This is a genomic window from Flexivirga sp. YIM B11880 (genome assembly GCF_058148645.1).
Map to the genome: position 1 here is coordinate 30,789 of NZ_JBMAMH010000007.1, position 24,656 is coordinate 55,444.

A 24,656-nucleotide genomic window follows, 5' to 3' on the forward strand; every position below is an offset into this window, starting at 1 on the left:
GGGAGCCGGCAGCGGGCGTTGAGCGTCGCTCAGCGCCCGCTGCCGGTCAGCCGCTCGTAGAGCAGGAGATCGGCGACCGATCCGTCGCCCAGGACCTCGGCGGCGTGCGCTCGGCCGTATGGCGCGAACCCTGCGTGCTCGGCCACCTTCACGGAGGGCACGTTGCCATCGGCGATGCCGGCCCGGAGCCGCCGCAGGCCGAGACCGCCGGCGGCCTCCGCCATGAATGCGTAGGTCGCCACCGCGTCCAGCGCCGCGGTCGCGAGCCCGTGCCCGCGCGCCTCCGCAGCGACCCAGTAACCGACCTCCGCGTTGCCGGCCTCGACGCGCTGCAGGCCGATCACGCCGCGGAAGTCGTCGCTCGCCGCTGCGCAGATCACCCACCAGCTGCCGTGCGCGGCGTTGTCGACATGGCGCTTGCGCGCGACGTATGACGCAGCCCGGGCCGCCAGGTCCTCGGTCGGCACCGACAACCAGTGCCGCACGGCAGGCTCCGCCCAGGTCTGCGCGATCGAAGGCGCGTCGCCCGGGTGCAACGGGCGCAACCGCACCCGCGGGAAGTCCAGCACCGGCGGCTTCACCGCGCGCTGCGCCTCCCGGTCATCGGTCGACAGCAGCTCGAAGTAGGCGCCGTCGGTGATCCGGCCGTCGGCCGCGGTGTAGGCCTGCCGGTCCTCGCCCCAGCGCCGGAACCCCGCGCGGCGCAAGGCGGTCTGCGACGCGATGTTGTCCAGGTCGGTCTCGGCATACAGCCGCGTGAGTCCGAGGCCGCCGCTGTCCTTCTGCGAAAAGCCATGGGAAACAACGGCTTCCAGGGCCGACGCGAGCGCCGCACGCCCGCGACCCACGGGCAGCAGCCAGTAACCGACCTCTGCCTGGGTCGCCGTGCCCTCGCCGATGTTGAAGATCGAGACGTTGCCCAACGGTGCGTCGGTCGCGGCGTCGGCGATGCACCACGGGACGGTGCGTGCCTCGTCGGCGAAGCGGCGCTGCCGGGCCAGCCACGCCGGGAACGTCACCCTCGTGACCTGCGCGGCCGCCGGCAGGTAGCGCACGGAGAGCTCGTCCGAACTCTCCGGAACCCCGCTGACGTCGTCGTCGCGCCAGGCCCGCAACCGAAGGTGACCGAGCTCGATCGTCGGTATGACGGAGGGCGAAACTCGCTGCGCTTCCACGTCATCCGTCGCCAGCAGCTCCCAGTTGAGCGCGTCGCTCGGAGGCCGGCCGTGGTGGCTGAGCACGGACTGTTCGATGCCCCACATCCGGAAGCCGGCACGGCGCAGCACGCGGGCGGAGGCGCGGTTGGCGATGTCGGAACCGGCCTGCAGCCGGTGCAGTCCCAAGCCGCCGGCGTCGCGTGGTGCGAAGGCATGCGACCGGATGAGTTCGACCGCCCGGAACATCACGCCTCGCCCCCGCGCGCCCGGGTAGAGCCAGTAGCCGAGTTCGCCGTTGCCTCGGGTGAAGTCGACGTCGAGGCGGTTGACCTGGATGTGTCCGAGGACATCGTCGGTCGCGGCGTCCGCGACGCACCAGAAGACGGCCTGGCCGGCCGCCATCCGGTCCCGGCGGTGTTGCAGCCAGCACGCGTAGTCGCCGGGGGCGGGTTGCATGTCGGTGACCATGTGCCGAGTGCCGGGGTCCGGCTGCTGCAGCCGGCGCGCGTCGTCGTCTCGCCAGGGCCGCAGCCGAATCCCTTGGCCGGCGAGGACTTTCGGCTCCAGCGCGGCATCTGTCGTCACGTCGTCGGGGTTCGGCAGGCTCGACATGACTGCAGCCAAGCACGCCCGGGCGGTGCGGCGCTATGGGGTTTCGTCACCCCGGTGCTCGGTCAACAGCAATTCGAAGTGCGCTGTGTCCGTCGTCGTGCCGTCGGCGGTCGTGAAGGACGCGTGGTCCTGCCCGTACTGCCGGAAACCGGCAGACGCCAACGTCAACATCGACGCATGGTTGCCGTCCACGGTGGCGGCATCCAGTCGCAGCAGACCCAGACCGTCCGGCGAAAAGGCATGCTCGACAACGGCTTCCAGCGCCTCGCGGGCGAAGCCGTGGCCGCGGGCGGCGTCATACAGCCAATAGCCGACCGTGCCGCTGCGCAATGGCGTGCCGAGCCCGCGGACACTGATTGCTCCCACGGGCCGGTCGGTGTCCCCGGCCGCGATGCACCACTGAACGGCGGTGCCCTTGAGTTCGTCGCAGCGCTCGCGGGCGAGCCATTGCCGGTATGCCGCGGCCGGCGGCCGGGGTTCGATGCCCATGGCGGCCGCCGCCTGCGGATCCGCTGCCGGCTCCTCGGTCGGCGCATCCTGTTCATTCCACGCCCGCAGCACCAACCGCCGGGTGCGCAGCACCGGCACCGGAATCGCGGTGCGCCGCTGCGCAGCTCGGTCGTCGGTCGCGAGCAGCTCGAACTCGGTCTCGTCGCCCACGGTTCCGTCGTCGTAGGTAGGCAGGCTCGACGTCGTGCCGATCGCGCGGAAGCCGCCCTCGCGCAACACGCGCTGCGACGGCAGATTGGCGATGTCCGCAAGCGCGCCGATCCGGCGCAGGCCCAGCCCGCCACCGCCCACCGGCGCGAACGCGTGCGGGACCAGCAGGTCGAGCGCGATGCGCACCGCGCCGCGGCCGCGCGCGGACGGCTGCAGCCAGTACGCGAGCATCGCCGTGCCGGCGACCGGCGGAAGGTGCATCCGGTAGAGCTGGATGCCGCCCAGGGCACGGTCGCTCGCGGCGTCGGCGATGCACCACACCACCGCTTCACCACCGGCCATCCGCTCCCGTCGGGCGACGAGCCACTCGCCGAACCCGTCGGCGCCGGGCGCCGAGCCGAGCAGGTAGCGGGACAGCGCCTCGTCCAACGGCTCGTCCGGCGCGTCGGTGTCACGCCACGGCCGCAGCCGGATTCCGTCGCCGTCCAGTACCGCGGGCTCCCGCCACGGCAGCTGCGGCTCACGGGGGTCCGCTGCGTGCAGGTGTCCGAACCACGTGCCGACCACCGTGTCGTCCGGGCCGGGGTGAGTGGCCGGCCAGGTGCCGTCGTGGGTGAAGCCGACCGCCCAGGCGACCCGCCGGGAGGCCCAGTTGCCGCGGGCGGCTCGCCATACCAGCGTCCGCAGGTGGAGGTCGTCGAAGGCGTGCGCGAGCAGCCGAGCGGCGGCGGTGACCACGCCCCGGCCGCGCACGTCCGGGTGTGCGCCGTATCCGATCTCCGCGGTCCCGTTCGCGCGATGACTCAGGTTGATCGAGCCGCCCCAACGGTCATCCACCTCGATCGCCCAGGCACCCTCCTGCGTGCCGGACTCCCAGGTGGCGCGCACCTGGGCGAAGAACTCGCGCGCCTGCTCCATCCCGTACGGCGACGGGAGCGGCACGCGCGCCCGGCTCCGCGCGTCGTTCGCGAACTCCACGATTCGCGGCAGGTCGGACTCCCGGTGCGCTCGGAGCGTCACCACGCCGTCGGTGAGCACGGGAACGTCGTCGGGGAAGACCGCCATGACGCGCAGCAAACCACACCCGGAAGTCCGGGAACCCATCACCCGGCGCCGACCATTAGCATGGGTGAGTCTGTCTACAAGTCGAGACGGCCACCCGGGCCGTCATTTACGGGGAGAGTCCGTGCCCAAGGTTGTCGAGAAGGTCCTGCGTGCCGGCGAGGGCCGCACTCTCAAAAAGCTGCAGGCCTACGCAGCACAGGTCAATCTGCTGGAGGAGGACTTCGCCGGGCTGACCGACGCAGAGCTGCGTGAGGAGACCGACAAGTTCAAGAAGCGTCTCGCCGACGGGGAGACGCTCGACGACCTGCTGCCGGAGGCGTTCGCGGCCGTTCGGGAGGCCAGCAAGCGCACGATCGGCAAGCGGCACTTCGACGTGCAGCTGGCCGGTGGGGCGGCGCTGCACTTCGGCAACGTGGCCGAGATGCGCACCGGTGAGGGCAAGACGCTGGTCGCGACGCTGCCGTCATACCTGAACGCCTTGGAGGGCAAGGGCGTCCACGTCATCACCACCAATGACTACCTCGCCGAGACGCAGGCCGAGCAGATGGGCCGGGTGCACCGAGCGCTCGGGCTGGAGACCGGTTGCATCCTGTCGTCGATGACGCCGGACGAACGCCGCATCGAATACGCCAAGGACATCACCTACGGCACCAACAACGAGTTCGGCTTCGACTACCTGCGCGACAACATGGCGTGGTCCGAAGCCGAGCTGGTGCAGCGCGGCCACCACTACGCCATCGTCGACGAGGTGGACTCGATCCTCATCGACGAGGCCCGCACCCCGCTGATCATCAGCGGCCCGGCCGACGAGGCGACCCGGTGGTATGTCGAGTTCGCCAAGATCGTGCAGCATCTGAAGCGCTCGCCGAAGAAGGAGAACTCCCTGCCCGGCGACGGGGACTACGAGGTCGACGAGAAGAAGAAGACCGTCGGTCTGCTGGAGTCCGGCATCGAGATCGTCGAGGACCTGCTCGGCATCGAGAACCTCTACCAGGCGGAGAACACGCCGCTGATCGGCTACCTGAACAACGCCATCAAGGCCAAGGAGCTGTTCAAGAAGGACAAGGACTACGTCGTGATGAACGGCGAGATCCTGATCGTCGACGAGCACACCGGCCGCATGCTCGCCGGCCGCCGCTACAACGAGGGCATGCACCAGGCGATCGAGGCCAAAGAGGGCGTCGAGATCCAGAACGAGAACCAGACGCTCGCGACGGTGACGCTGCAGAACTATTTCCGGATGTACGAAAAGCTCGCCGGTATGACGGGCACGGCGCAGACCGAGGCCGCGGAGCTCTACCAGATCTACAAACTCGGCGTGGTGACGATCCCGACCAACATGCCGATGATCCGCCTGGACCAGTCGGACCTGATCTACCGCACCGAGAAGGCGAAGTTCAAGGCCGTCGTCGACGACATCGTCACGCGGCACAAGGAGGGCCAGCCGGTGCTGGTCGGCACCACGAGCGTCGAGAAGAGCGAATATCTCTCGGAACAGCTGCGGCGCAAGGGAATTCCGCACGAGGTGCTCAACGCCAAGCACCACGAGAGCGAGGCGGCGATCGTCGCGCAGGCCGGCCGCAAGGGTGCCGTGACGGTGTCGACCAACATGGCCGGCCGTGGCACCGACATCATGCTCGGCGGCAACCCCGAGTTCATCGCCATGGCGGCGCTCAAGCGCAAGGGGCTGTCACCGGAGGAGACCCCGGACGACTACGAGGCGGCCTGGGACGAGGCCTTGGACAAGGCCGAGAAGGCCGTCGCCAAGCAGCACGACGAGGTCGTCGAGCTCGGCGGGCTCTATGTCCTCGGCACCGAGCGGCACGAGTCACGCCGCATCGACAACCAGCTGCGCGGTCGGGCCGGCCGCCAGGGCGACCCGGGGGAGAGCCGGTTCTACCTGTCGCTGCAGGACGACCTGATGCGGTTGTTCAACGCGGCCATGGTGGACCGCTTCATGCAGACCGCGAAGATCGAGGACGAGGTCCCGATCGAGTCCAAGATGGTCAGCCGCTCGATCGCGAGCGCGCAGAGCCAGGTGGAGAGCCAGAACTTCGAGATCCGCAAGAACGTGCTGAAGTACGACGACGTGCTCAACCGGCAACGCGAGGTCATCTACAGCGAGCGGCGGCGCGTGCTGGAGGGGGCCGACCTGGAGGAGCAGGTACGCCACTTCATCAACGACACGATCGATGCGTATGTCGAAGGCGCCACCGCCGAGGGCTTCTCCGACGACTGGGACCTGGAGACCCTCTGGGAGGCGCTCCGCGACCTCTACCCGGTGTCGATCAGCCTCGAGGAGATCGAGGAAGAGGTCGGCGGCCGGGCCGGTTTGCAAGCCGACCTGCTCGCCGAGGAGCTGCGCTCGGACGCGCAGCACGCCTATGACGCGCGGGAACAGGAGCTGGGTGAGCGCGTCGCGCGGGAGGTCGAGCGGCGGGTCGTGCTGACCGTGCTGGACCGCAAGTGGCGCGAGCACCTCTACGAGATGGACTACCTCAAGGAAGGTATCCACCTGCGGCAGTACGCCCAGAAGGATCCGCTGGTCGAATACCAGCACGAGGGCTTCGCGCTGTTCAGCGCCATGAACGACGCCATCAAGGAGGAGTCGGTCCGGCATCTGTTCCACGTGCAGGTCGACCCGGAGGAGATCGCCTCCGCCCTGCCGCAACCCAAGGAGAAGATGACCTTCCTGGCGCCCGGCGAGGACGGTCAGGCCACCGCGCACCAGGTCAGCGACGACGGTCGCGTCGTGGGCGAGGACGACTCCGACCTGCCTCGTGCCCAGCGCCGCGCCAAGAAGAAGGCGAAGAAGAAGGCCGGCAAGGCGAAGGCCAGGTCCAGCAGCTAGCCCATCTCGAGGGCGGTCACCATCCAGCGGCCGTCCACGCCGACCATGCGCAACGCCATGGCGCGGACGCGTCCGTCGTGCTGCACCACGACGCTGGCTTCCACCACGCCGTCGTCGGGTGCGCAGACGTGGACCTTGCGCACAAGGGACCGGTGCAGCGGCCGGGCGCCGCGTCGCTTGGCGATGAGCGACCGCGCATTGACCCGTTCGTAGATGAGCGGGCTGACAGAGCGGGCGATCTGAGCGGTCGAGCGGACTCCCGTCATACACTCCAGCAGCGCGCCGGCCAGCCGCCGGACCCAGGCCTGCGGCTCGGGCAGCAGCTGGGCGCCGGTCGCCTGCGGACCGAAGTGCGGGTCCACTTCCTCGGTGTTGACCAGCACGCGCAGGGCCGGCTGCGAGAAGCCACGGTCGCGGCCGCGTGAGGCCGTCACCAGGTCGTCGTAGAGCACGTCGACCGCGCGCTCGTCGAGTGCCGGTGGCGCCCACCCGGAGGCTGGGCGAAGCCGGAGTGGCTGTGCGGCGGCGGCGGGGGTCATCGGGCACTTCCTTCCAGGGCGTGGCCGGGGGATTGCAGGCGTATGCCGATCTGCAGCAGGTCGGGATCGTCGCCGATGACGTGCTTGTTGGCGGCGTACCAACGTGGCCACTCGGCGGCGATCGCCTGCGCGTCGGCGTGCGGTCCCAGGTGCGTGGCCGCGATCGACCAGAGCGTGTCGCCGCGGTGCACCACGACCTCTCCGGAGTCGTCGGCCACCGCTTTGCCGGTGACCAGCCGGGCGCAGTGACGCGCCACCTGATCGGTCCGCGAGGGCTTGGCCGGCACCCAGCCGGGTGTGGGCACGCCGTCGTCGCATCGGTCATCCACCGGCAGCGAGCCGGACCGGCTCGGCGCTGCCGTGCCGGTGGCGACCGCGGCGGAGGTGGACGGTGCCGCGAAGGCCGGAGCCGCGGTCGACAGAGACGAGAGCGCCGTGACCGCCAGCAGTATCCCGGCCACGCGACTCACCAGGCTGCGTGACCCGACCCGGTGCGGCCCGTCCTCGCCTCGTGGGCCGCCGGTCGCTCGACCGGCGTGCAGCACGGATCGCGCAGCCAGCGTGATCAGCAGGGTCGCCCAGAGCAGCGCGAGCACCAGCGCAGCCCACAGCAGGACCGGCACTGCGTCGAGCGTTCGCAGGGTGCTGCGGCGCTCGAGGCGGTGCAACTCGGCGAACAGTCCGTGCCATGCCGTCCACGCGCCGCCGAGCATCAGCAGACCGGTGACGCCGGCGAGTGCCATGGCTCTGACCCGGTGGCCCGCGTCGATGAGTGTCTGGTCGTGCATCGTTCGCTCCCCTCCTGCTCGATGTCGTGTCACACCGCAAAAGATGCAAAGAGCAATGAAACGACATCAACTGACAATAAATGCACTTAAACATATGAATCGGTAGTTGTCCATGGGCGGCAGCCTCCCGCTACGGTGGCGGCGTGCGGTGGCAGGACTTGTTCGCGGATCTCGAGGCGCAGTTGCTGGCCGAGCGACGGCGCGAGTTACACGCCGAAGTGGCCGACCGCACCCGTCGCGAGCGGGCCGAGGTGACCCTGTTGGACCGTGCCGCGCGATCCGTCGGGAGCACGGTCACCGTGGTGACCGCGGCAGGTGCGGTCCGGGGTCAACTGGACGATCTGGGCAAGGACTGGCTGCTCGTGCAGGAGCACGGCCGGCACGCGGCGCTGTTGCCGCTGTCAGCGGTGACGGCGCTCGTCGGGCTCGCGCCGCGCAGTGACGACGACCGCGGGATGGGTCGGCGCTTCGCGGTCGGTGTGGCGCTGCGGGCGATCGCCCGGGACCGCGCTCCCGTCGCCATACACGACATCGCCGGCGGCTTGGCCACCGGCACGATCGACAAGGTCGGCGCCGACCACCTGGACCTGGCCGAGCACCCGGCCGACGCCGTGCGCCGCACGGCCACCCTCACCGGGCACCGCGTGGTGCCGTTCGCGGCGATCGGCATCGTGCGGCGGGCGTAGCGGCTCAGCCCTCGTCGTCCCCGAAATCGCCGGCTGCGACCCGGGCCTGCGCATCGGCGTACTGCCGCTGGATGTAGGCCTCCAGCTCGGTCAGCTCGATCCGCCACGACTTGCCGACCTTGATCGCCGGCAGCTCACCGCTGGTCACCAGGCCGTACGCCTGACGGGAGGAGATGCTCAGGGTCTCGGCGACGTCGGCGATGGACACGAAACGTGCTGGCACGGTCGGTGCCCTCCTTCGTGAGTCGTATGACGGGCAGTGGCCTCATTGTGTCGCATCCGCCCCACAGCACCGCTGATCGCCTGTGGAAAACGCCCCATGGGAGCGGCCGAAGTCTTTACAGTGCGGTGAGCACGGAACCGAGGGGCCGCCATGGCGGCGAAGGGGAGAGACCAACGTGGAGAATCGACGTCCCGGGGACGACCTGCCCAAACCAGCGGCGAGCCGCCTGCAGCGACCGTCCTGGCGGGACAGCCGGCTGGTGGCCGGCGTGCTGCTCGTGCTGCTGGCGACCATCGGGGGTGCCGCCGCAATGCGGCACTACGACACATCGATCGAGGTGCTGCAGGCGTCGCATCCGTTGGTGCCCGGTCAGCCGCTTCGGGCGGCCGACGTGCACGCCGTCAAGGTGCGCATCGACAGGGCCGCCGGCACCTATCTGAGCGCCGACGACCCGTTGCCCAAGGGCGAGGTGTTGCGAGAGGTGCGTTCGGGGGAGCTGGTGCCGCGGTCAGCTGTCGGCAACGGCAGCTCCGTGCACGTCAACGCCCTTGCCATACCGGTGGACTCGGCTCAGTCGGCCACGCTGGTCAGGGGATCGGTGGTCGACATCTGGGTCTCGCGCAAGAAGGCGCAGGAGGCAGGTCAGGACTCGTATGACGCGCCGACCCGCATCCTGCAGCGTGCCGTGGTCGCCCGCGTGCCGAGCGCCGGCGGCGGCTTCTCGGTCGCGTCCGACAGCGGTGCGGTCCACGTGCTCGTACCGGACCGGAACATCGCCGAGGTGCTCGCCGCCATCCACCAGGGGGCCAAGGTCGACCTCGTGCCTGCCGCCGGTTCGCCGCTGAAGGGCAGCTGATGGCCACCACCGTGGTGACCGCGATCGGTGCCGCCCGCGAAGCATCCGTCGCCGCGGCGCTCGGGCAGGCGGCAGGGGTGCGCCTCGTCCGCCGCTGCGCCGACGTCGCGGACCTGCTCGCCGTGTGCTCCGCGGGGCGGGCCGACGTCGCGGTGGTCGGCGCCGATTTCGCCGGGCTCGACCGCAGCACGGTCGCGGCGCTGCGCGACGCCGGCACCGGCCTGGTCGGTGTCTATGCCGCGAGTTCACCGGAGGACCAGCAGGTGCTCCGGCAGTGGGGCGTGACGGTGCAACGCGTCGTCGACAGCCCGCTCGCCGATCTCGCAGCAGCAGTGGCGGCGGCCGCCGACGAGGTCGGCCACCGCGCGCCGCACGGGAGTGCCGCCGGCGCGGAGCCGGCCCAGGCGGCTCCGTCGATCGAGGAGGAACTCGCCGTGCTGGCGAGCGGCGACGCGCCATACGTGCCACAGAATCCGTTCCTCGACGCCGAGCCCGGCCCGGCACGCGGCGCCGGGTCCGCACCGGTCGTGGTCGTGTGGGGGCCGCTCGGTGCGCCGGGGCGCACCGTGCTCGCGGTGAACCTCGCGGCGGAGGCCGCGCGACTCGGCGTGCCGACCGTGCTGGTCGACGCGGACACGCACGCGGCGTCCGTGGCGCAGCACCTCGCGCTGCTCGACGAGGCGCCCGGTGTCGCGGCGGCCACCCGGTTGGCCGACGCCGGACGTCTCGACCTGCGCTCCGTCGCCGGGGCTGCACCGGAGGTCACGCCCGGACTGCGCGTGCTGACCGGCCTGCCGAGGTCGGATCGGTGGCCGGAGATCCGCGACGACGCGCTGTCGGCTGTCCTCGAGCAGTGCCGGCAACTCGCCCGGCTCGTCGTGGTGGACGTCGCCGCGCCGTTGGAGGAGGACGAGGAACTCAGCTACGACACCGCGGCGCCGCGCCGCAACGCCGCGACTCTCGCCGCGCTGCGTGCGGCGACCACGGTCCTGGCAGTCGGCTCCGCCGATCCGGTCGGCCTGCAGCGTCTCGTCCGCGGCCTGGACGATCTGCGAGCCGTCGTGTCCGACCCGCCGATCGTCGTGGCCAACAAGGTGCGGCCGTCGGCGGTCGGCGCCAACCCCGACCAGCGGGTGAGCGAGGCGCTGGAGCGTTTCGCCGGAGTGCACGATGTCCAAATCGTCCCGGACGACCGTGCCGCGCTCGACGGTGCGCTTCTGGAAGGGAAGGTATTGTCCGAGCACGCATCCGGTTCCGCGGCCCGGAAGGCCATCGCGGCGCTCGCGGCCCAACTGACAGGCGTCACCGCGAGCAGCCGTCGCACCTGGTTCGCCAGTCGCAGATGAGCTGAGGTGGCCGGCACATCGATGGGCCGGGGTGGCCACAGTCGTGAAAACATGACCCCGTGGCCGACCGACTGAGCGCGCTCGACGCGTCCTTCTTCTATCTCCAGGACAGCTCGACGCCGATGCATGTGGGCTCGGTGATGCTCTTCGAGCGCCGACCGAGGCGAGGACACGAGCGCAGCGAGGCCCGGAGCCGAGGGCAAAGGCGCGACAGCGAGTTCGAGCGCCGACCGAGGCGAGGACACGAGCGCAGCGAGGCCCGGAGCCGAGGGCAGAGGCGCGGACACGAGTTCGAGTACGAACAGCTGGTCGGACTGGTGAGCAACCGCATCGCGTTCGTGCCGCGCTACCGGCAGAAGGTGCACCAGGTTCCCGGGCGGCTGCTGCCGCCGGTCTGGGTCGACGACGAGCAGTTCGACGTCAGTTACCACGTCCGCCGGTCGGCGCTGCCCAAGCCGGGCACCGCCACACAGCTGGAGGAGTTCGTTGCCCGGATCCAGGCCCGGCCGCTCGACCCGCACCGACCGCTCTGGGAGCTCTATCTCGTCGAAGGACTGGAAGGCGGCCGTTTCGCGATCGTCACCAAGACACACATCGCGCTGGTCGACGGCATCCATGCGATCGACATCGGCCAGATCATCGTCGACCCTGAGTCGTCGGCCCATGAGCAGCCGCTGCCGCAGGCCTGGCGGGCGGCGCGGCCGCCCAGCGGTCTGGAGCTGATGCTGGGCGTGGTCGCCGATGTCGCCCGCAACCCGCTGACCATTGCGCGGCTGGCCCGCAGCGGCGTCGAGGGCACCGCGGCGCACGTCGAGCGCCTCGCGCGAAGGGGCGCGTCCGGCGCGACGTCCGCTGCCGGCGTGCTCGCGAAGGTCGCTGCCCGGCCGGCACCGGACAGTCCGCTGAACCGCTCGGTCGGTGCACACCGCCGGTTCCTGATGGTCGCCACCGAGTTCGAGGACTATCGGCGCATCCGGTCCGGGTGCGGGCAGAGCGTCACCGTGCACGACGTCGTGCTGGCCACCATCACCGGTGCGTTGCGCGGCTGGCTGCTCGCGCGCGGTGAGGCGGTCGCCAGCACCGAGAACGTGCGTGCGCTCGTCCCGCTGAGCGTCGAGCCGGAAGGACCGGAAACCCCACTGGGTGAGCAGGTTTCGCCGATGTTCGTCGACCTGCCGGTCGGGGAGCCGCGGCCGCTGATGCGCTTGCATCAGATCGCCTACGCGACGGCGGCGCATCTGGACGGCGGGGCGGCGATCGACGCCGCGTCGATCGCCGGGCTCGCCGGTTTTGCACCACCGACCCTGCACTCGCTCGGAGCGCGGCTCGGCAACGCCATGTCGCGACGCGTGTTCAACCTGGTGGTCACCAATGTGCCCGGCCCACAGCGGGAGCTGTATGCCGGGGACGCGCCGATGGTCGCGACCTACCCGGTGATTCCGCTGCCGAAAGGTCAGACGCTCGCGATCGGCCTCACGTCATACAACGGCCAGGTCGGCTACGGGCTCAACGCCGACCGCGACGCGATGCCCGACCTCGAGCTGTTCGGGCAGTGCCTGTCCGACGCGCTCGCCGAACTACTGGAGGAAACGGAGGCGCGGGAATGAGAAGCAGGATCTACCTGCCGGTCGACCTCGACGAACTGCGCGCGCTCGAGACGGACCGGGAGCTGCCGGCTCGCGCCCGCACCGCCTTCGCGGTGACCGATGCGCTGCGTGCATCGGCTCCGGCCGAGGACGACGAAGGGCTCGAGTACCTGGCCACCCAGGATGCCGCCACGGCGGCTGCCACGCGCGGGCTGCGCGTCGTCGCCGCTGTCGACAGCGACGACGATGACCTCCACGAGGTGGTCGGAGCCGAATCTCCTTCCGCCGTAGAGCTTTCCGCCGCGATCCCGCAGCGGCACGTCGCGAGCTTTCACGTGCTCGACCCCGCCGGCGAGCGCGACGTCGACGCCGATCTGGAGCTGTCCTGGTATGACGCCACCGAGCTCGCACTGGTGCTGCAGACCATTCGCTGACTCCGTCGACAGCCGCTGCCCCGACGTCAATTTCGATCAAATGCGTGGGGGACTGTGGAGTAACCCCTCTGAGATGGCAAAGTCACACTGTGCAATCCGTCCCTCGAACCATGAACCGCATCGCCATCGTCAACCGGGGAGAGGCCGCCATGCGGCTGATCCACGCGGTGCGAGACGTCAACGCCCGCCGCGCTCTTGAGGGGGAGACCGCGCCGCTGCGGACCATCGCGCTCTACACCGACGTCGACGCCGGCGCCGCCTTCGTCCGTGAGGCCGACGAGGCACACCTGCTCGGTGCCGCCGCGGACCGGCCCTACCTCGACCTCACCGCTCTGGAGCGCGCGCTGACCGAGACCCGCGCCGACGCGTGCTGGGTCGGCTGGGGCTTCGTCGCCGAGGACCCGGCGTTCGCCGAATTGTGTGAGCGGCTGGGGGTCACCTTCATCGGCCCGTCCGCGGAAGCGATGCGCCGGCTCGGCGACAAGATCGGCTCCAAGCTGATCGCCGAGAAGGTCGGCGTCCCGGTGGCTCCGTGGAGCGGCGGCGGCGTCGACACGCTGGAGGACGCGCTGGCGGCGGCCGAGCGCATCGGCTACCCGCTGATGCTCAAGGCGACCGCCGGTGGCGGTGGCCGCGGCATCCGGAAGGTGACGGGCCCCGGCGACCTCGAGGACGCCTACCAGCGCACCCGGGACGAGGCCGAGCGCGCGTTCGGTTCCGGCGTGGTGTTCCTGGAGAAGCTGGTCACCGGTGCCCGGCACGTCGAGGTGCAGGTCATCGCCGACGGTCAGGGCACCGCCTGGGCGGTCGGAGTCCGCGACTGTTCGGTGCAGCGACGCAACCAGAAGATCATCGAGGAGTCGTCGTCGCCGCTGCTGGACGACGCGCAGGCCGACGAGCTGAAGGGCAGCGCCGAACGGCTCGCGCTCGCCGTCGACTACCGCGGCGCGGGCACCGTCGAGTTCCTCTATCACCCGCAGGACCGGACGTTCGCCTTCCTGGAGGTCAACACCCGGCTACAGGTCGAGCACCCGATCACCGAGTCCGTCACCGGGCTCGACCTGGTCGCGCTGCAGTTGCAGGTCGCGACCGGCGCACCGCTCACCGGCGAGCGTCCGGCCGAGCGCGGACACGCCGTCGAAGCGCGTCTCAACGCCGAGGACCCGGACCGCGACTTCGCCCCCGCGCCCGGCCGCATCACCCGGCTGGAGCTCCCCGCCGGGCCCGGCATACGCGTCGACACCGGTGTCGGCGAGGGTGACACCATCCCTGCCGACTTCGACTCGATGATCGCCAAGATCATCGCCCACGGCGCCGACCGCGACGAGGCACTCGCCCGGCTTCGCCGGGCGATGGACGAGACGACCGTGATCATCGAGGGTGGCGTCAGCAACAAGAGTTTCGTGCTCGAGCTGCTCGCCCAGTCCGAGATCACCCGCGGCGAGCCGGAGTGGGCTGACACCGGCTGGATCGACCGCATGCGGGCCTCCGGCCGGCTGGCCGATCACCCGCACGCCGGTGTGGCGCTCGTCGCCGCCGCGATCGAGGGGTATGCCGAGCGCGAGCGCGCCGAGATCGCCGGCTTCCTGGACACCGCGCACGGCGGTCGCCCGCAGCTCCACCACGACCCCGACGGCAGCACGGAGCTGAAACTGCGGGGCGAGACCTTCGCGGTGACGGTCCGCCGGGTCAGCCCGACCGATTACTACGTCAGCGTGACCAGTGGTGCCGCGACCCGCACCGTCGCGGCGTCGCTCACCCGCCTGGACGACGTGCACAGCCGCCTGGTGGTCGACGGCGAGTCGTTCCGCGTGGTCAGTGCCTCGCACGGACCGACCCAGCTCATCGAGGTGGGCGGCGTCACTCACCGCATCAGCCGCGACGAGGGCGGCGTGATGCGGGCGCCCGCGCCCGCACTGGTCGTCGCCACGCCCGTGGCGGTGGGCGACGAGGTGACCGCCGGTGAGCCGGCGCTCGTGCTGGAGTCGATGAAGATGGAGACGGTGCTGCCGGCTCCGTTCACCGGCCGGGTCAAGGAGTTGCTGGTGCGCTCGGGCACCCAGGTGGAGACCGGTGCGCCGCTGGTGCGGCTGGAGCCGACCGGCGAGCTCGAGGCCGAGACGGCGGAGGTGACCGAGACCGAGCTCGGCCTGCCCACCGACGGCCGGGTGCGCACCCGCCAGGAGCGCGACGCCGCCGCGATGAGCACACTGCGCTCCGCGCTGATGGGGTATGACGTCAGCCCGCACGACCGTATGGCGACGTTGCACGCCTATCTGGACGAGCGGGACACGACCGCCCCGCCCAGCGCCGACGAGCTCGGCCTGCTCGACATGTTCGCCGACTTCGCCGAGCTGAGTCGCAACCGTCCGGCCCGCGACGAGGCGCACGTCGAGCTGCGGGTGCACAGCTCGCGCGAACATTTCCAGACCTACCTGCGCACCCTCGACCTTGAGCGCAGCGACGTGCCGGAGTCGTTCCGGGACAAGTTGCTGCGCGTGCTGCGGCACTACGGCATCGAGGACCTGGACCGCACTCCGCGACTGGAGGAGGCGCTCTTCCGGATCTTCCTGGCCCAGCAGGAGGTCGGCGACGTCGACATCGCCGTCCAACTGCTGCGCAGCTGGCTGTCGGTGCCGGCGCCGACCGATGCCGGTGAGGCGCGTGCCCTGCTGGAGCGGGTGGTGCGCGCGACCCAACGGCGCTTCTCGGTCGTCGGCGATCTTGCCCGATCGGTGCGGTTCGGTTGGTTCGACCAGCCGATCGTCGACGTCGAACGGTCCAGTGTGCTGGGTGGCGTCGCCGACGAGATCGCGGCGCTGACCGACCCCGCCGCGCCGGACCGGGAGGCTCGCATCGCGGCACTGGCCGCCATCCCCGAGCAGCTCGTCGGCTTCCTGCGGGACCGGCTCTACGCGCAGCCGAGCACCATCGAGAGCTCCTACGAGCCGATGCTGGAGGTGCTGATCCGGCGTCACTACCTCGAATACCAGCTACGTGACCTGCAGGCGGCGCAGGTGGACGGCCGGCCCACCGCCCGCGCCGAATACCACTCGGACACCCACGGGCAGACCCGCGTGGTGTCGACCGTCGGTGACATCGCGGAGCTGCGGAACGGATCGCTCGTCGCAGCGGTCGACCGTGAGCTGGCCGCCGACCACGACACCGTGGTGGAGATCTACCTGCGCTGGCCCGACCTGCCGGAGCAGTCCGACGCGGCCCGGGACGTGCTGCTCGACCTGCTCCAGCAGCACCCGTTCACGCGGACCCCGCGCCGGGTGTCGTTCGCGCTCTGCCCGCCCGCGACACGGGAGGTCGACTACTTCACCTTCCGTCCGTCCGGGGACGGCTGGGTCGAGGACGACCTGGTCCGCGGCATACATCCGATGGTGGGGCGGCGGCTGAACCTCTGGCGGCTCCGCGAATTCGAGGTCCGGCGTCTCGACGCGCCCGAGGACGTCCTGCTCCTGGACTGCGTCGCGCGCAGCAACCCCTCCGACCGCCGGCTGGTCGCGCTGGCCCAGGTGCGGCAACTCGCCGTCGTCCGCGACGACGGCGGCAACGTCGTGGCGCTGCCGCACGCCGAACGCGCCGTCGAGAACTGCCTGGAGGCGATCCGCCGGGTTCGGGCCTCGCACGGCCGGGGCCGCTCACCACTGGACGTCAACCACGTGTGGGTGACGGTCTGGCCACCGGTCGAGGCGGACATCGCGCACCTCGCGGCGCTGCAGTCCAAGATCACCCCGCTGACCGAGGGAGCGGGCATCGAGGAGGTTCTCGCGCAGGGCCGCGTCGAGGGCCCGGACGGCACTCCCGTCCCGATCGCGATCCGCTTCTACGCCACCCCCGGCGCGGGCGTCTCGGCGGACGTCATCGAGCCGCCGACCGAGCCGCTCGCCCCGCTCGACGACTACGCCGCCAAGGTGCTCCGTGCTCGTCGTCGCGGCCTCGTCTACCCCTATGAGCTCGAGCCGTCGCTCGCCGGGTCCGGCTCGTTCGTCGAATACGACTTCGACGACGACAACAACCTGGTGCCGGTCGACCGGCCGCGCGGGCAGAACACCGCGGGCATCGTCGTAGGTGTCGTCAGTACCCCCACTCCGCTCCACCCGGAAGGCATCACCCGGGTGGTGCTGGCCGGTGACCCGATCAAGTCCCTCGGTGCGCTGGCGGAGCCGGAGTGCAGTCGCGTGGTGGCCGCGCTCGATCTGGCCGAACGCCTCCAGGTGCCCGTCGAGTGGTTCGCCGTCTCCGCGGGCGCCCGTGTCTCGATGAAGAGCGGCAGCGAGAACCTCGACTGGGTGGCGGTCGGGCTCAAGCGAATCGTCGAATTCACCCAGGCCGGCGGCGAGATCAACATCGTCGTCGCGGGCATCAACGTCGGTGGCCAGCCCTACTGGAACGCCGAGGCCACCATGCTGATGCACACCAAAGGCATCCTGATCATGACACCGGACAGTGCGATGGTGCTCACCGGCAAGCAGACGCTCGACTTCGCCGGCAGCGTGTCGGCGGAGGACAACTTCGGCATCGGCGGCTACGACCGGGTGATGGGCCCCAACGGTCAGGCCCAGTACTGGGTGCCCGATCTGGCCGGTGCGCTGGCCGTCTTGATGCGGCACTACGAGCACACCTATGTCGTCCCGGGCGAGTCAGGGCCCCGTCGTGCGCACACCACGGACCCGGTCGACCGGGACGTCTCCAACAGTCCCCACGACGGCGACTTCGCCACCGTGGGCGACATCTTCTCCGCGGAGCTGAATCCCGACCGCAAGCGCGCCTTCGACATCCGCAGCGTCATGCGGGCGGTCGCCGATCAGGACCACCCGATGCTCGAACGCTGGGCCGGTATGGCGGACGCCGAGACCGCGGTGACCGTCGACACCCGCATCGGCGGCTTCCCGGTGACGCTCATCGGCATCGAGTCGAAGCCCGTTCCGCGGCAAGGATTCCCACCCACTGACGGACCGGACACCTACACCGCGGGCACGCTCTTCCCGCGGTCGTCCAAGAAGGTTGCGCGGGCGATCAACGCGGCGTCGGGCAACCGCCCGGTCGTGGTGCTGGCCAACCTGTCCGGCTTCGACGGCTCGCCGGAATCGATGCGCAACCTGCAGCTGGAGTACGGCGCGGAGATCGGTCGCGCGATCGTCAACTTCGAGGGTCCGATCGTCTTCTGTGTGATCTCGCGCTACCACGGTGGCGCGTTCGTCGTGTTCTCCAAGCGGCTCAACCCACGGATGACCGTGCTGGCCGTCGAGGGGTCCTACGCGTCCGTGCTCGGCGGTGCGCCCGCAGCGGCCGTCGTGTTCTCGTCGGAGGTCGCCAAACGCGCCGCCGCGGACCCGGCGCTCGCCCAGCTGCAGCAGCGCATCGACGGGGCGCACGGTGCCGAACGTGCAGCGTTGATCGTGGAACTCGACGAATTGCAGGCCAATCTGCGGGCGGCCAAGATCGCCGAGGTCGCCGCCGAGTTCGACAGCGTCCACGACATACGTCGTGCCGTCGAGGTGGGGTCGGTCGACGAGGTGATCGCGGCGTCGCAGCTACGGCCGAAGATCGTGGCAACGCTGCAGCGCGAGGTCTAGCCGGCCGCGAGATACTGCTGACCGGTTTCCGCCTCGATCCGGACACCGCTGGAAATGCCTGGCGCGGCCGCGGATTCGACCTTCGGCCCGAAGAGTGGGATCCGCGCCCGCAGGTCGCCCAGCACCTGCATCTCCGTCGTGCCGCCGTCCGGGCGCATCCGGATCCGGCCGGTGTAGTCGATCGGCAGCCCGCCGATGGACACGGCCAGTTCGGCGCTGCGTGAGCCGTCTGCCGATGGCTCACCCCAACGCTGAATCTCGATGATGTGCAACGTGTTTCCCACGAAGCGCGCGACGCTGTCGGGCAGGCCGTCGGTCGACATCTCCCGCCGCGTCTCGATGACGTGGAGCGGTGGCTGCTCCTCGACCGACGCCGAGTAGCGCAGGGCGCCGGTGGCCGCGCACTTGGCCTCCTGGAAGCGCCGATCCAGCAGCATCGCGAACACCCGGTCGGTCGGCGCGTCGTAGGTCCACGTCTCCTGGATCTTCATGGGCGCACTTTAGCGACCGGGCAGGGTCGTGGCGGCCACGAGGCGAGCCGCGTGTTCGGCGCGCACGACCCGGGCGAGCACTTGGTCGGCGCCGCCTGCCACGTCGTCGCCGAGCCGGCGGGTCTCACCGCGCAGCGTGTCCGCCAGCGTCCGCAGCGCGGCCGACAACCGGTCCAGTGCGACGGCGATCTGCTGACCTCGCGTGCCCGTTGACGGATCGGGGCACTGTGCGGCCGCGCGCCGAATCGACTCCGCGATGCCGTGCAGCTCACTGGCGGCGAACTCCAAGCTCGCGCAGTCCGCAGGTATGACGCCCGCCCGGATCCGCTCCGCCAAGCGCCGACTCGCGTGCACGGGGCGGCCGCCGGCGTGGTCGACGAGCACCGGGTCGGCATCGCAGGGAGCCGGGGCGGTGGGCGAGGTCCGGATCTCCGCGAGTTCGTCGTGCCAGCGCAGCAGCACCTCCGCGGCGCGTTCGATCGCGTCGGCGACCGCCTCGGAGGTCTCGAACTCGGCAGGATCGGTCTGGATGCTCAGCAATCGGGGCACGAGAAGTGCGACTCCTCGGGTCCGGTCGCTGGTCTGCATCCCCGGCAGACTAACCCCCTGGACGCCCTGTCGCCGAGTCATGCCCACAGCCTTTCCGCGCCATACGGACACCCGTTGCGCCCGGCTGTGTCCGACGCCACGCTCGGGACTAGTCTCAGCCGTGGGGCGACAACGACGTCGTTCCGACCGTCTCAGGCGAGGGCCGAAGAACAACTATGTCCGTGGACACCGTGACCCGTTCAGAAATCCTGCGTGAATGCGCCGCCGAGCACCGGGGGGACGTCCCCGAGTGGCTGCTCGAGCGCTATTACCGACACGTGGCCGACGAGGACATCGTGGGCTACGGCCCCGACCGGCTCCACGGCACCTTGCTGTCGCACAAGGAGCTCGCAGCGGAACGCGCACCGGGCACCACGAAGGTGCGCATCTTCCACCCGACGGTCGAGTCGGACGGGTGGTCGTGCCCCTACGCCATCCTCCAGGTCGTCACCGACGACATGCCGTTCCTCGTCGACTCGGTGATCGCCGAACTCGCCCGGCACGACCGGAGCGTGCACGCGCTGATCCACCCGCAACTGTTCGTCCAGCGCGACGCCGCCGGCCGGCTGGAGAAGGTCTACGACTCGGACACCCTGCCGGAGACCGGCGCGGACGGGCTGGCGCCGACCAGTGAGTCCTGGATGCACTTCGAGATCGACCTCGGCGTGGACGCCGCAGCGGACGAGACGCTCGTCGCCGACATCGAGCGAGTCCTGGACGACGTGCGCGTCGCCGTCGACGACTGGTCCAAGATGCACGACGAGTGCGAGCAGATCATCGCCGAGCTGGACACCGGCCGGCCGGACTCGGTCCCGGCCAAGGCCGTCGAGCAGGCGCAGGGCTTCCTGCGCTGGCTGGCCGACAACCACTTCACTTTCCTCGGCTACCGCGAATACACCCTCGACACCGTCGACGGGGAGGACGTGCTGCGGGTCAAGCCGGGCTCTGGCTTGGGCATCCTGCGCTATGACAAGTCCTCGTCGCAGTCGTTCAGCAAGCTCAGCTCACGAGGCCGGGCGACGGCGCGCCAGCCGCGGCTGCTGACGATCACCAAGGCCAACTCCCGCGCGACCGTGCACCGCCCGTCGTTCCTGGACTACATCGGCATCCGCACCTTCGACGCGCAGGGCAACGTGGTGGGGGAGAAGCGCTTCCTCGGCCTCTTCACCTCCAGCGCCTACACCGAGTCGGTGCGCCGCGTGCCGGTCGTCCGCGAGCGGGTCGCCAAAGTGCTTGCGCGCACTGGCTTTTCGCCCGACAGTCACTCCGGCAAGGACCTGCTGGAGGTGCTCGAGACCTACCCGCGCGACGAGTTGTTCCAGACCTCCAGCAAGGAGCTCTACGAGATCTCGACCGCGGTGCTGCGCCTGCAGGAGCGCCGGCAGTCGCAGATGTTCCCCCGGATCGACGAGTTCGGCCGGTTCGTGTCGGTGCTGGTCTATCTGCCGCGCGACCGCTACAACACCAGCGTCCGGCTGCGGATCGAGCGGCTGCTGCGGGAGGCCTATCACGCCGAAGCGGTGGACTACACCACCCGCATCGCCGAGTCGACCCTGGCGCTGATCCACTTCGTGGTCCGGCTGCCCCAGGGCTCCGAGGTGCCGGAGGTCGACGAGCAGGAGTTACAGGAACGGTTGCTGGAGAGCAGCCGCACCTGGGGTGAGCGCCTCGGCGCGGTGGCCCTCGAGGAGGACGGCGAGGACGCGTCCGCCCGGGTGATGAGCCTCTACGCGCGTGCGTTCCCGGAGGCCTACAAGGAGGACTTCACCCCACGCCAGGCGATCGCCGACCTGCGTCGCATCGAGGCGCTGGAGTCCGACGACCACACCCTGCTGACGCTCTACCGCGACCCCGGCGCAGACCCACGCGATCGCCGCTTCAAACTGTTCCGGCGCGACCCGATCGTGCTGACCGATGTGCTGCCCGTCTTCACCAACCTCGGTGTCAAGGTCATCGACGAGCGGCCCTACTCCATGCAGCGTGCCGACGGCGTCGTCGTGCACGTCTACGACTTCGGCCTGCGGGCGGACTCCGCCGATCTCTGGGGTTCGGACGACGCGTCGACGACGGAGGTCCGCGAACGCTTCCAGGAGGCCTTCAGCGACGCGTGGGAGGGCGACGCCGAGAGCGACGGGCTCGGCGCGCTGGTGCTGCAGGCCGGCCTGACCTCACGCGAGGTCGTGATGCTGCGGGCGATCAGCAAATACCTGCGGCAGATCGGCTTCACCTTCAGCCAGGCCTACATCGAGCAGGCGTTGCGTGCCAACGTGCATCTGGCCCGTGCGCTGGTCGACCTCTTCGATGCGCGCTTCGACCCGGCCGTGGAGGAGTCGGGGCGGGACGCCGCGGAGGCGGAGCTGGTGCAGCGCATCGAAACCGGCCTCGACGAGGTGAGCAGTCTCGACCACGACCGCATCATCCGGACGATGATGGGCGTGATCCGAGCGACGTTGCGCACCAACTGTTTCCAGCGTGACGCCGACAACCGGCCCAGTCAGGTGATGAGCTTCAAGATCGACTGCGGGTCGGTGCCCGGGCTGCCCAGCCCGAAGCCGAAGTTCGAGATCTGGGTATACGGCCCACGGGTCGAGGGCGTGCACCTGCGCTTCGGGATGGTCGCGCGGGGCGGGCTGCGCTGGAGCGACCGGCCGGAGGACTTCCGCACCGAGATCCTCGGCCTGGTCAAGGCGCAGATGGTCAAGAACGCCGTGATCGTGCCGACCGGCTCCAAGGGCGGGTTCGTCGCCAAGCGGCTGCCCGACCCGAGCGACCGGGAAGCGTGGCTGGCCGAGGGTATTGCGGCATACAAACTGTTCATCTCCGGCCTGCTCGACGTGACCGACAACCTCGTCTCCGGCGAGGTCGTGCCCCCGAAGGACGTCGTCCGGCACGACGCCGACGACACCTATCTGGTGGTCGCCGCCGACAAGGGCACCGCCACCTTCAGCGACATCGCCAACGGCGTGGCGCAGTCCTACGGCTACTGGCTGGACGACGCGTTCGCCTCCGGCGGTTCGGCCGGCTACGACCACAAGGCGATGGGCATCACCGCTCGCGGTGCCTGGGAGTCGGTGAAGCGGCACTTCCGGGAGATGGACCTCGACACCCAGACGGAGGACTTCACCGTCGTCGGCGTCGGCGACATGAGCGGTGACGTCTTCGGCAACGGCATGCTGCTGTCGGAGCACATCCGGCTGGTCGCCGCGTTCGACCACCGGCACATCTTCCTCGACCCCGACCCGGGGGCGGCGACGTCGTATGCCGAACGCCGCCGGCTCTTCGAGCTGCCGCGGTCGTCCTGGGACGACTACGACCGGTCGCTGATCTCCGAGGGCGGAGGTGTCTACCCGCGCAGCGCGAAGTCGATCACCATCACCCCGCAGGTGCGGAAGGCGCTCGGGCTGGCCGATGACGTCACCAAGCTGACGCCCGCCGAGCTGATGCACGCGATCCTGCTCGCACCGGTCGACCTCTTCTGGAACGGCGGGATCGGCACCTACATCAAGGCCTCCGGCGAGACCGCCGCGGACATCGGTGACCGTGCCAACGACCAGATCCGGGTCAACGGCGAGGAGCTGCGCGTCAAGGTGGTCGGTGAGGGCGGCAACCTCGGCGCCAGCCAGTTGGGACGCATCGAGGCGGCTCAGCGCGGCGTCCGCATCAACACCGACGCGATAGACAACTCCGCGGGCGTGGACACCTCCGACCACGAGGTCAACATCAAGATCCTGGTCACCGACCTGATGCGGCAGGGCCGCTTCGACCTCGAGCAGCGCAACACGCTGCTGCACTCGATGACAGACGAGATCGCCGAGCAGGTGTTGCGCGACAACTACGAGCAGAACGTCCTGCTCGGCAACGCCCGGGCGCAGACCCACGCCATGCTGCCGGTGCACCAGCGGCTCATTCACTGGCTGGAGCAGCGCGGGGAGCTGGATCGTGAGCTGGAGTTCCTGCCGAGCGACAGCGAGATCGCCCGGCGGGCCGCCGCCGGCACCGGACTCACCTCGCCGGAGTTCTCCGTTCTGGTCGCCTACTCCAAGCTGGCGATGAAGGCCGACCTGGCGCACTCCGAGCTCACCGACGACCCGTGGTTCGTGGACCGCCTCGCGGCATACTTCCCGGAGCCGATCCGGCAGAAGTACAGCGCCGAACTCACCGGCCACCCGCTGCGCCGGGAGATCGTGATCAACCAGGTCGTCAACTCGATGATCAACCGCGGCGGTATCACCTTCGCGTTCCGGGTCGCCGAGGAGACCGGTGCCGGACCCGAGCAGATCGCGCGGGCGTTCGTGGTGGCCCGGGAGGTCTTCGATCTGGCGGGTTACGTCGCCCAGGTCGAGGCGCTGGACAACAAGGTGCCGACCGACGCCCAGACGACGCTCTACCTGGAGTTCCGCCGCCTGCTGGACCGCGCCACCCGCTGGCTGGTGCACAGCCGACCGGCCCGGCTCGACATCGCGAGCGAGATCGACCGCTTCGCCCCGATCGTGCGCGAGCTGACACCGAAGCTGCCCGAGCTGCTGCAGGGGTCGGAGCGCGAGCGCTGGCGCTCCCGCCGGGATGAGATGAGCCAGGGCGGTGTCCCCGGGGCGTTGGCCGGCTGGGCGGCCGCGCTGCTCGACTCCTACTCGTTGCTGGACATCACCGAGCAGGCGATCAGCACCGGCACTCCGGTGGCGGACGTCGCCGCCGTCTACTTCATGCTGTCCGAGCGGCTCGGCATCGACCGGATCCTGCAGGCGGTCTCGCGGCTGCCGCGTGACGACCGCTGGGACGCGCTGGCGCGCGGCGCGGTGCGCGACGACCTCTACTCGGTGCTCGACTCGTTCACCGCGGCGGTCATTGCCGACACGCCGGCGGACGAGACGGCGGAGCAGCGGCTCGACCGGTGGGCGACCGAGAACTCCGAGTCGATCAACCGCGCGCAGCAGGCGCTGGTCGGCGTCGCCGAGCTGGACGAGGCCGGGCTGGCCCCGCTGTCGGTGGCGTTGCGCACGCTGCGCTCGGTGGTGCGGTCGGGTTCCGCCCGGTAGAGCAGGGCCTGTGGCGGATCGCGCCCCGCCGGACGCGCCGGTGGGGAACGCGAACCGCTGCCGGCGCCACGCTGGACCTAGCATCGGCGCGACGCCGAGCAGCTGAGTTCCAAGAGGGCATGAAAAAAAGGTCAAAAATGGGTGGGAGTT

The 24,656-nt window shown here is 70.2% G+C and carries 15 protein-coding genes; 8 read left to right on the forward strand and 7 right to left on the reverse strand.

Features of this window, described 5'->3' with window-relative positions; all coding sequences use genetic code 11:
- Window positions 1-29: 29 nt before the first annotated feature.
- A complete protein-coding gene (locus ACN8HC_RS11730; RefSeq protein ID WP_490075021.1) occupies window positions 30-1,769 on the reverse strand; it encodes a GNAT family N-acetyltransferase in 1,740 nt (579 codons plus the stop codon).
- A 33-nt stretch (window positions 1,770-1,802) separates the two neighbouring features.
- Window positions 1,803-3,494: a GNAT family N-acetyltransferase gene (locus ACN8HC_RS11735; RefSeq protein WP_490075022.1), complete on the reverse strand. Its 1,692-nt coding sequence runs from the start codon at window positions 3,492-3,494 to the stop codon at window positions 1,803-1,805.
- 121 nt (window positions 3,495-3,615) lie between these two features.
- Between ACN8HC_RS11735 and secA the strand changes: the two genes are divergently transcribed.
- A complete protein-coding gene (gene secA / locus ACN8HC_RS11740; RefSeq protein ID WP_490075023.1) occupies window positions 3,616-6,345 on the forward strand; it encodes a preprotein translocase subunit SecA in 2,730 nt (909 codons plus the stop codon).
- Here the strand turns inward: secA and ACN8HC_RS11745 are convergent.
- Window positions 6,342-6,884, reverse strand: a complete 543-nt coding sequence (locus ACN8HC_RS11745; RefSeq protein ID WP_490075024.1) for an Rv3235 family protein — start codon at window positions 6,882-6,884, stop codon at window positions 6,342-6,344. The genes secA and ACN8HC_RS11745 overlap by 4 nt on opposite strands.
- Window positions 6,881-7,672 carry a LysM peptidoglycan-binding domain-containing protein gene (locus tag ACN8HC_RS11750; RefSeq protein ID WP_490075025.1) on the reverse strand — a complete coding sequence of 264 codons (792 nt, stop codon included), beginning with the start codon at window positions 7,670-7,672 and terminating at the stop codon, window positions 6,881-6,883. Before ACN8HC_RS11750 ends, ACN8HC_RS11745 begins: the two co-directional genes overlap by 4 nt.
- 143 nt (window positions 7,673-7,815) lie before the next feature.
- Here ACN8HC_RS11750 and ACN8HC_RS11755 point away from each other — a divergent pair, with 143 nt between their 5' ends.
- Window positions 7,816-8,358, forward strand: coding sequence for a hypothetical protein (locus ACN8HC_RS11755; protein ID WP_490075026.1), 543 nt, complete (start codon window positions 7,816-7,818; stop codon window positions 8,356-8,358).
- A gap of 4 nt (window positions 8,359-8,362) precedes the next feature.
- Here the strand turns inward: ACN8HC_RS11755 and ACN8HC_RS11760 are convergent, their stop codons facing one another.
- Window positions 8,363-8,581 (reverse strand): helix-turn-helix domain-containing protein, encoded by a 219-nt coding sequence (locus ACN8HC_RS11760; protein WP_490075027.1) that lies wholly within the window; start codon window positions 8,579-8,581, stop codon window positions 8,363-8,365.
- A 175-nt stretch (window positions 8,582-8,756) separates the two neighbouring features.
- Between ACN8HC_RS11760 and ACN8HC_RS11765 the strand changes: the two genes are divergently transcribed.
- The 5 genes from ACN8HC_RS11765 to ACN8HC_RS11785 all read left to right on the forward strand — a co-directional run bounded on the left by ACN8HC_RS11765 (window position 8,757) and on the right by ACN8HC_RS11785 (window position 18,391).
- Window positions 8,757-9,437: a CpaB family protein gene (locus tag ACN8HC_RS11765; RefSeq protein ID WP_490075028.1), complete on the forward strand. Its 681-nt coding sequence runs from the start codon at window positions 8,757-8,759 to the stop codon at window positions 9,435-9,437.
- Window positions 9,437-10,783: a CpaE/TadZ family protein gene (locus tag ACN8HC_RS11770; RefSeq protein WP_490075029.1), complete on the forward strand. Its 1,347-nt coding sequence runs from the start codon at window positions 9,437-9,439 to the stop codon at window positions 10,781-10,783. Before ACN8HC_RS11765 ends, ACN8HC_RS11770 begins: the two co-directional genes overlap by 1 nt.
- A 59-nt stretch (window positions 10,784-10,842) precedes the next feature.
- Complete coding sequence (locus ACN8HC_RS11775; RefSeq protein WP_490075030.1) at window positions 10,843-12,390, forward strand: WS/DGAT/MGAT family O-acyltransferase; 1,548 nt, start codon at window positions 10,843-10,845, stop codon at window positions 12,388-12,390.
- Entirely contained in the window at window positions 12,387-12,803 is a 417-nt protein-coding gene (locus ACN8HC_RS11780; RefSeq protein WP_490075031.1) for a DUF6912 family protein, read from the forward strand. Before ACN8HC_RS11775 ends, ACN8HC_RS11780 begins: the two co-directional genes overlap by 4 nt.
- 110 nt (window positions 12,804-12,913) lie before the next feature.
- Complete coding sequence (locus ACN8HC_RS11785) at window positions 12,914-18,391, forward strand: ATP-binding protein (protein ID WP_490075032.1); 5,478 nt, start codon at window positions 12,914-12,916, stop codon at window positions 18,389-18,391.
- Here ACN8HC_RS11785 and ACN8HC_RS11790 read toward each other — a convergent pair.
- Both ACN8HC_RS11790 and ACN8HC_RS11795 read right to left on the reverse strand, forming a co-directional pair.
- Window positions 18,388-18,882 (reverse strand): DUF2505 domain-containing protein, encoded by a 495-nt coding sequence (locus ACN8HC_RS11790; protein WP_490075033.1) that lies wholly within the window; start codon window positions 18,880-18,882, stop codon window positions 18,388-18,390. The genes ACN8HC_RS11785 and ACN8HC_RS11790 overlap by 4 nt on opposite strands.
- Window positions 18,883-18,891: 9 nt before the next feature.
- Window positions 18,892-19,470, reverse strand: coding sequence for a hypothetical protein (locus ACN8HC_RS11795; protein ID WP_490075034.1), 579 nt, complete (start codon window positions 19,468-19,470; stop codon window positions 18,892-18,894).
- A 191-nt stretch (window positions 19,471-19,661) separates the two neighbouring features.
- On the opposite strand from ACN8HC_RS11795, the gene ACN8HC_RS11800 reads away from it, so the two are divergent.
- Window positions 19,662-24,506, forward strand: a complete 4,845-nt coding sequence (locus ACN8HC_RS11800; RefSeq protein WP_490075035.1) for an NAD-glutamate dehydrogenase — start codon at window positions 19,662-19,664, stop codon at window positions 24,504-24,506.
- Window positions 24,507-24,656: the final 150 nt, after the last annotated feature.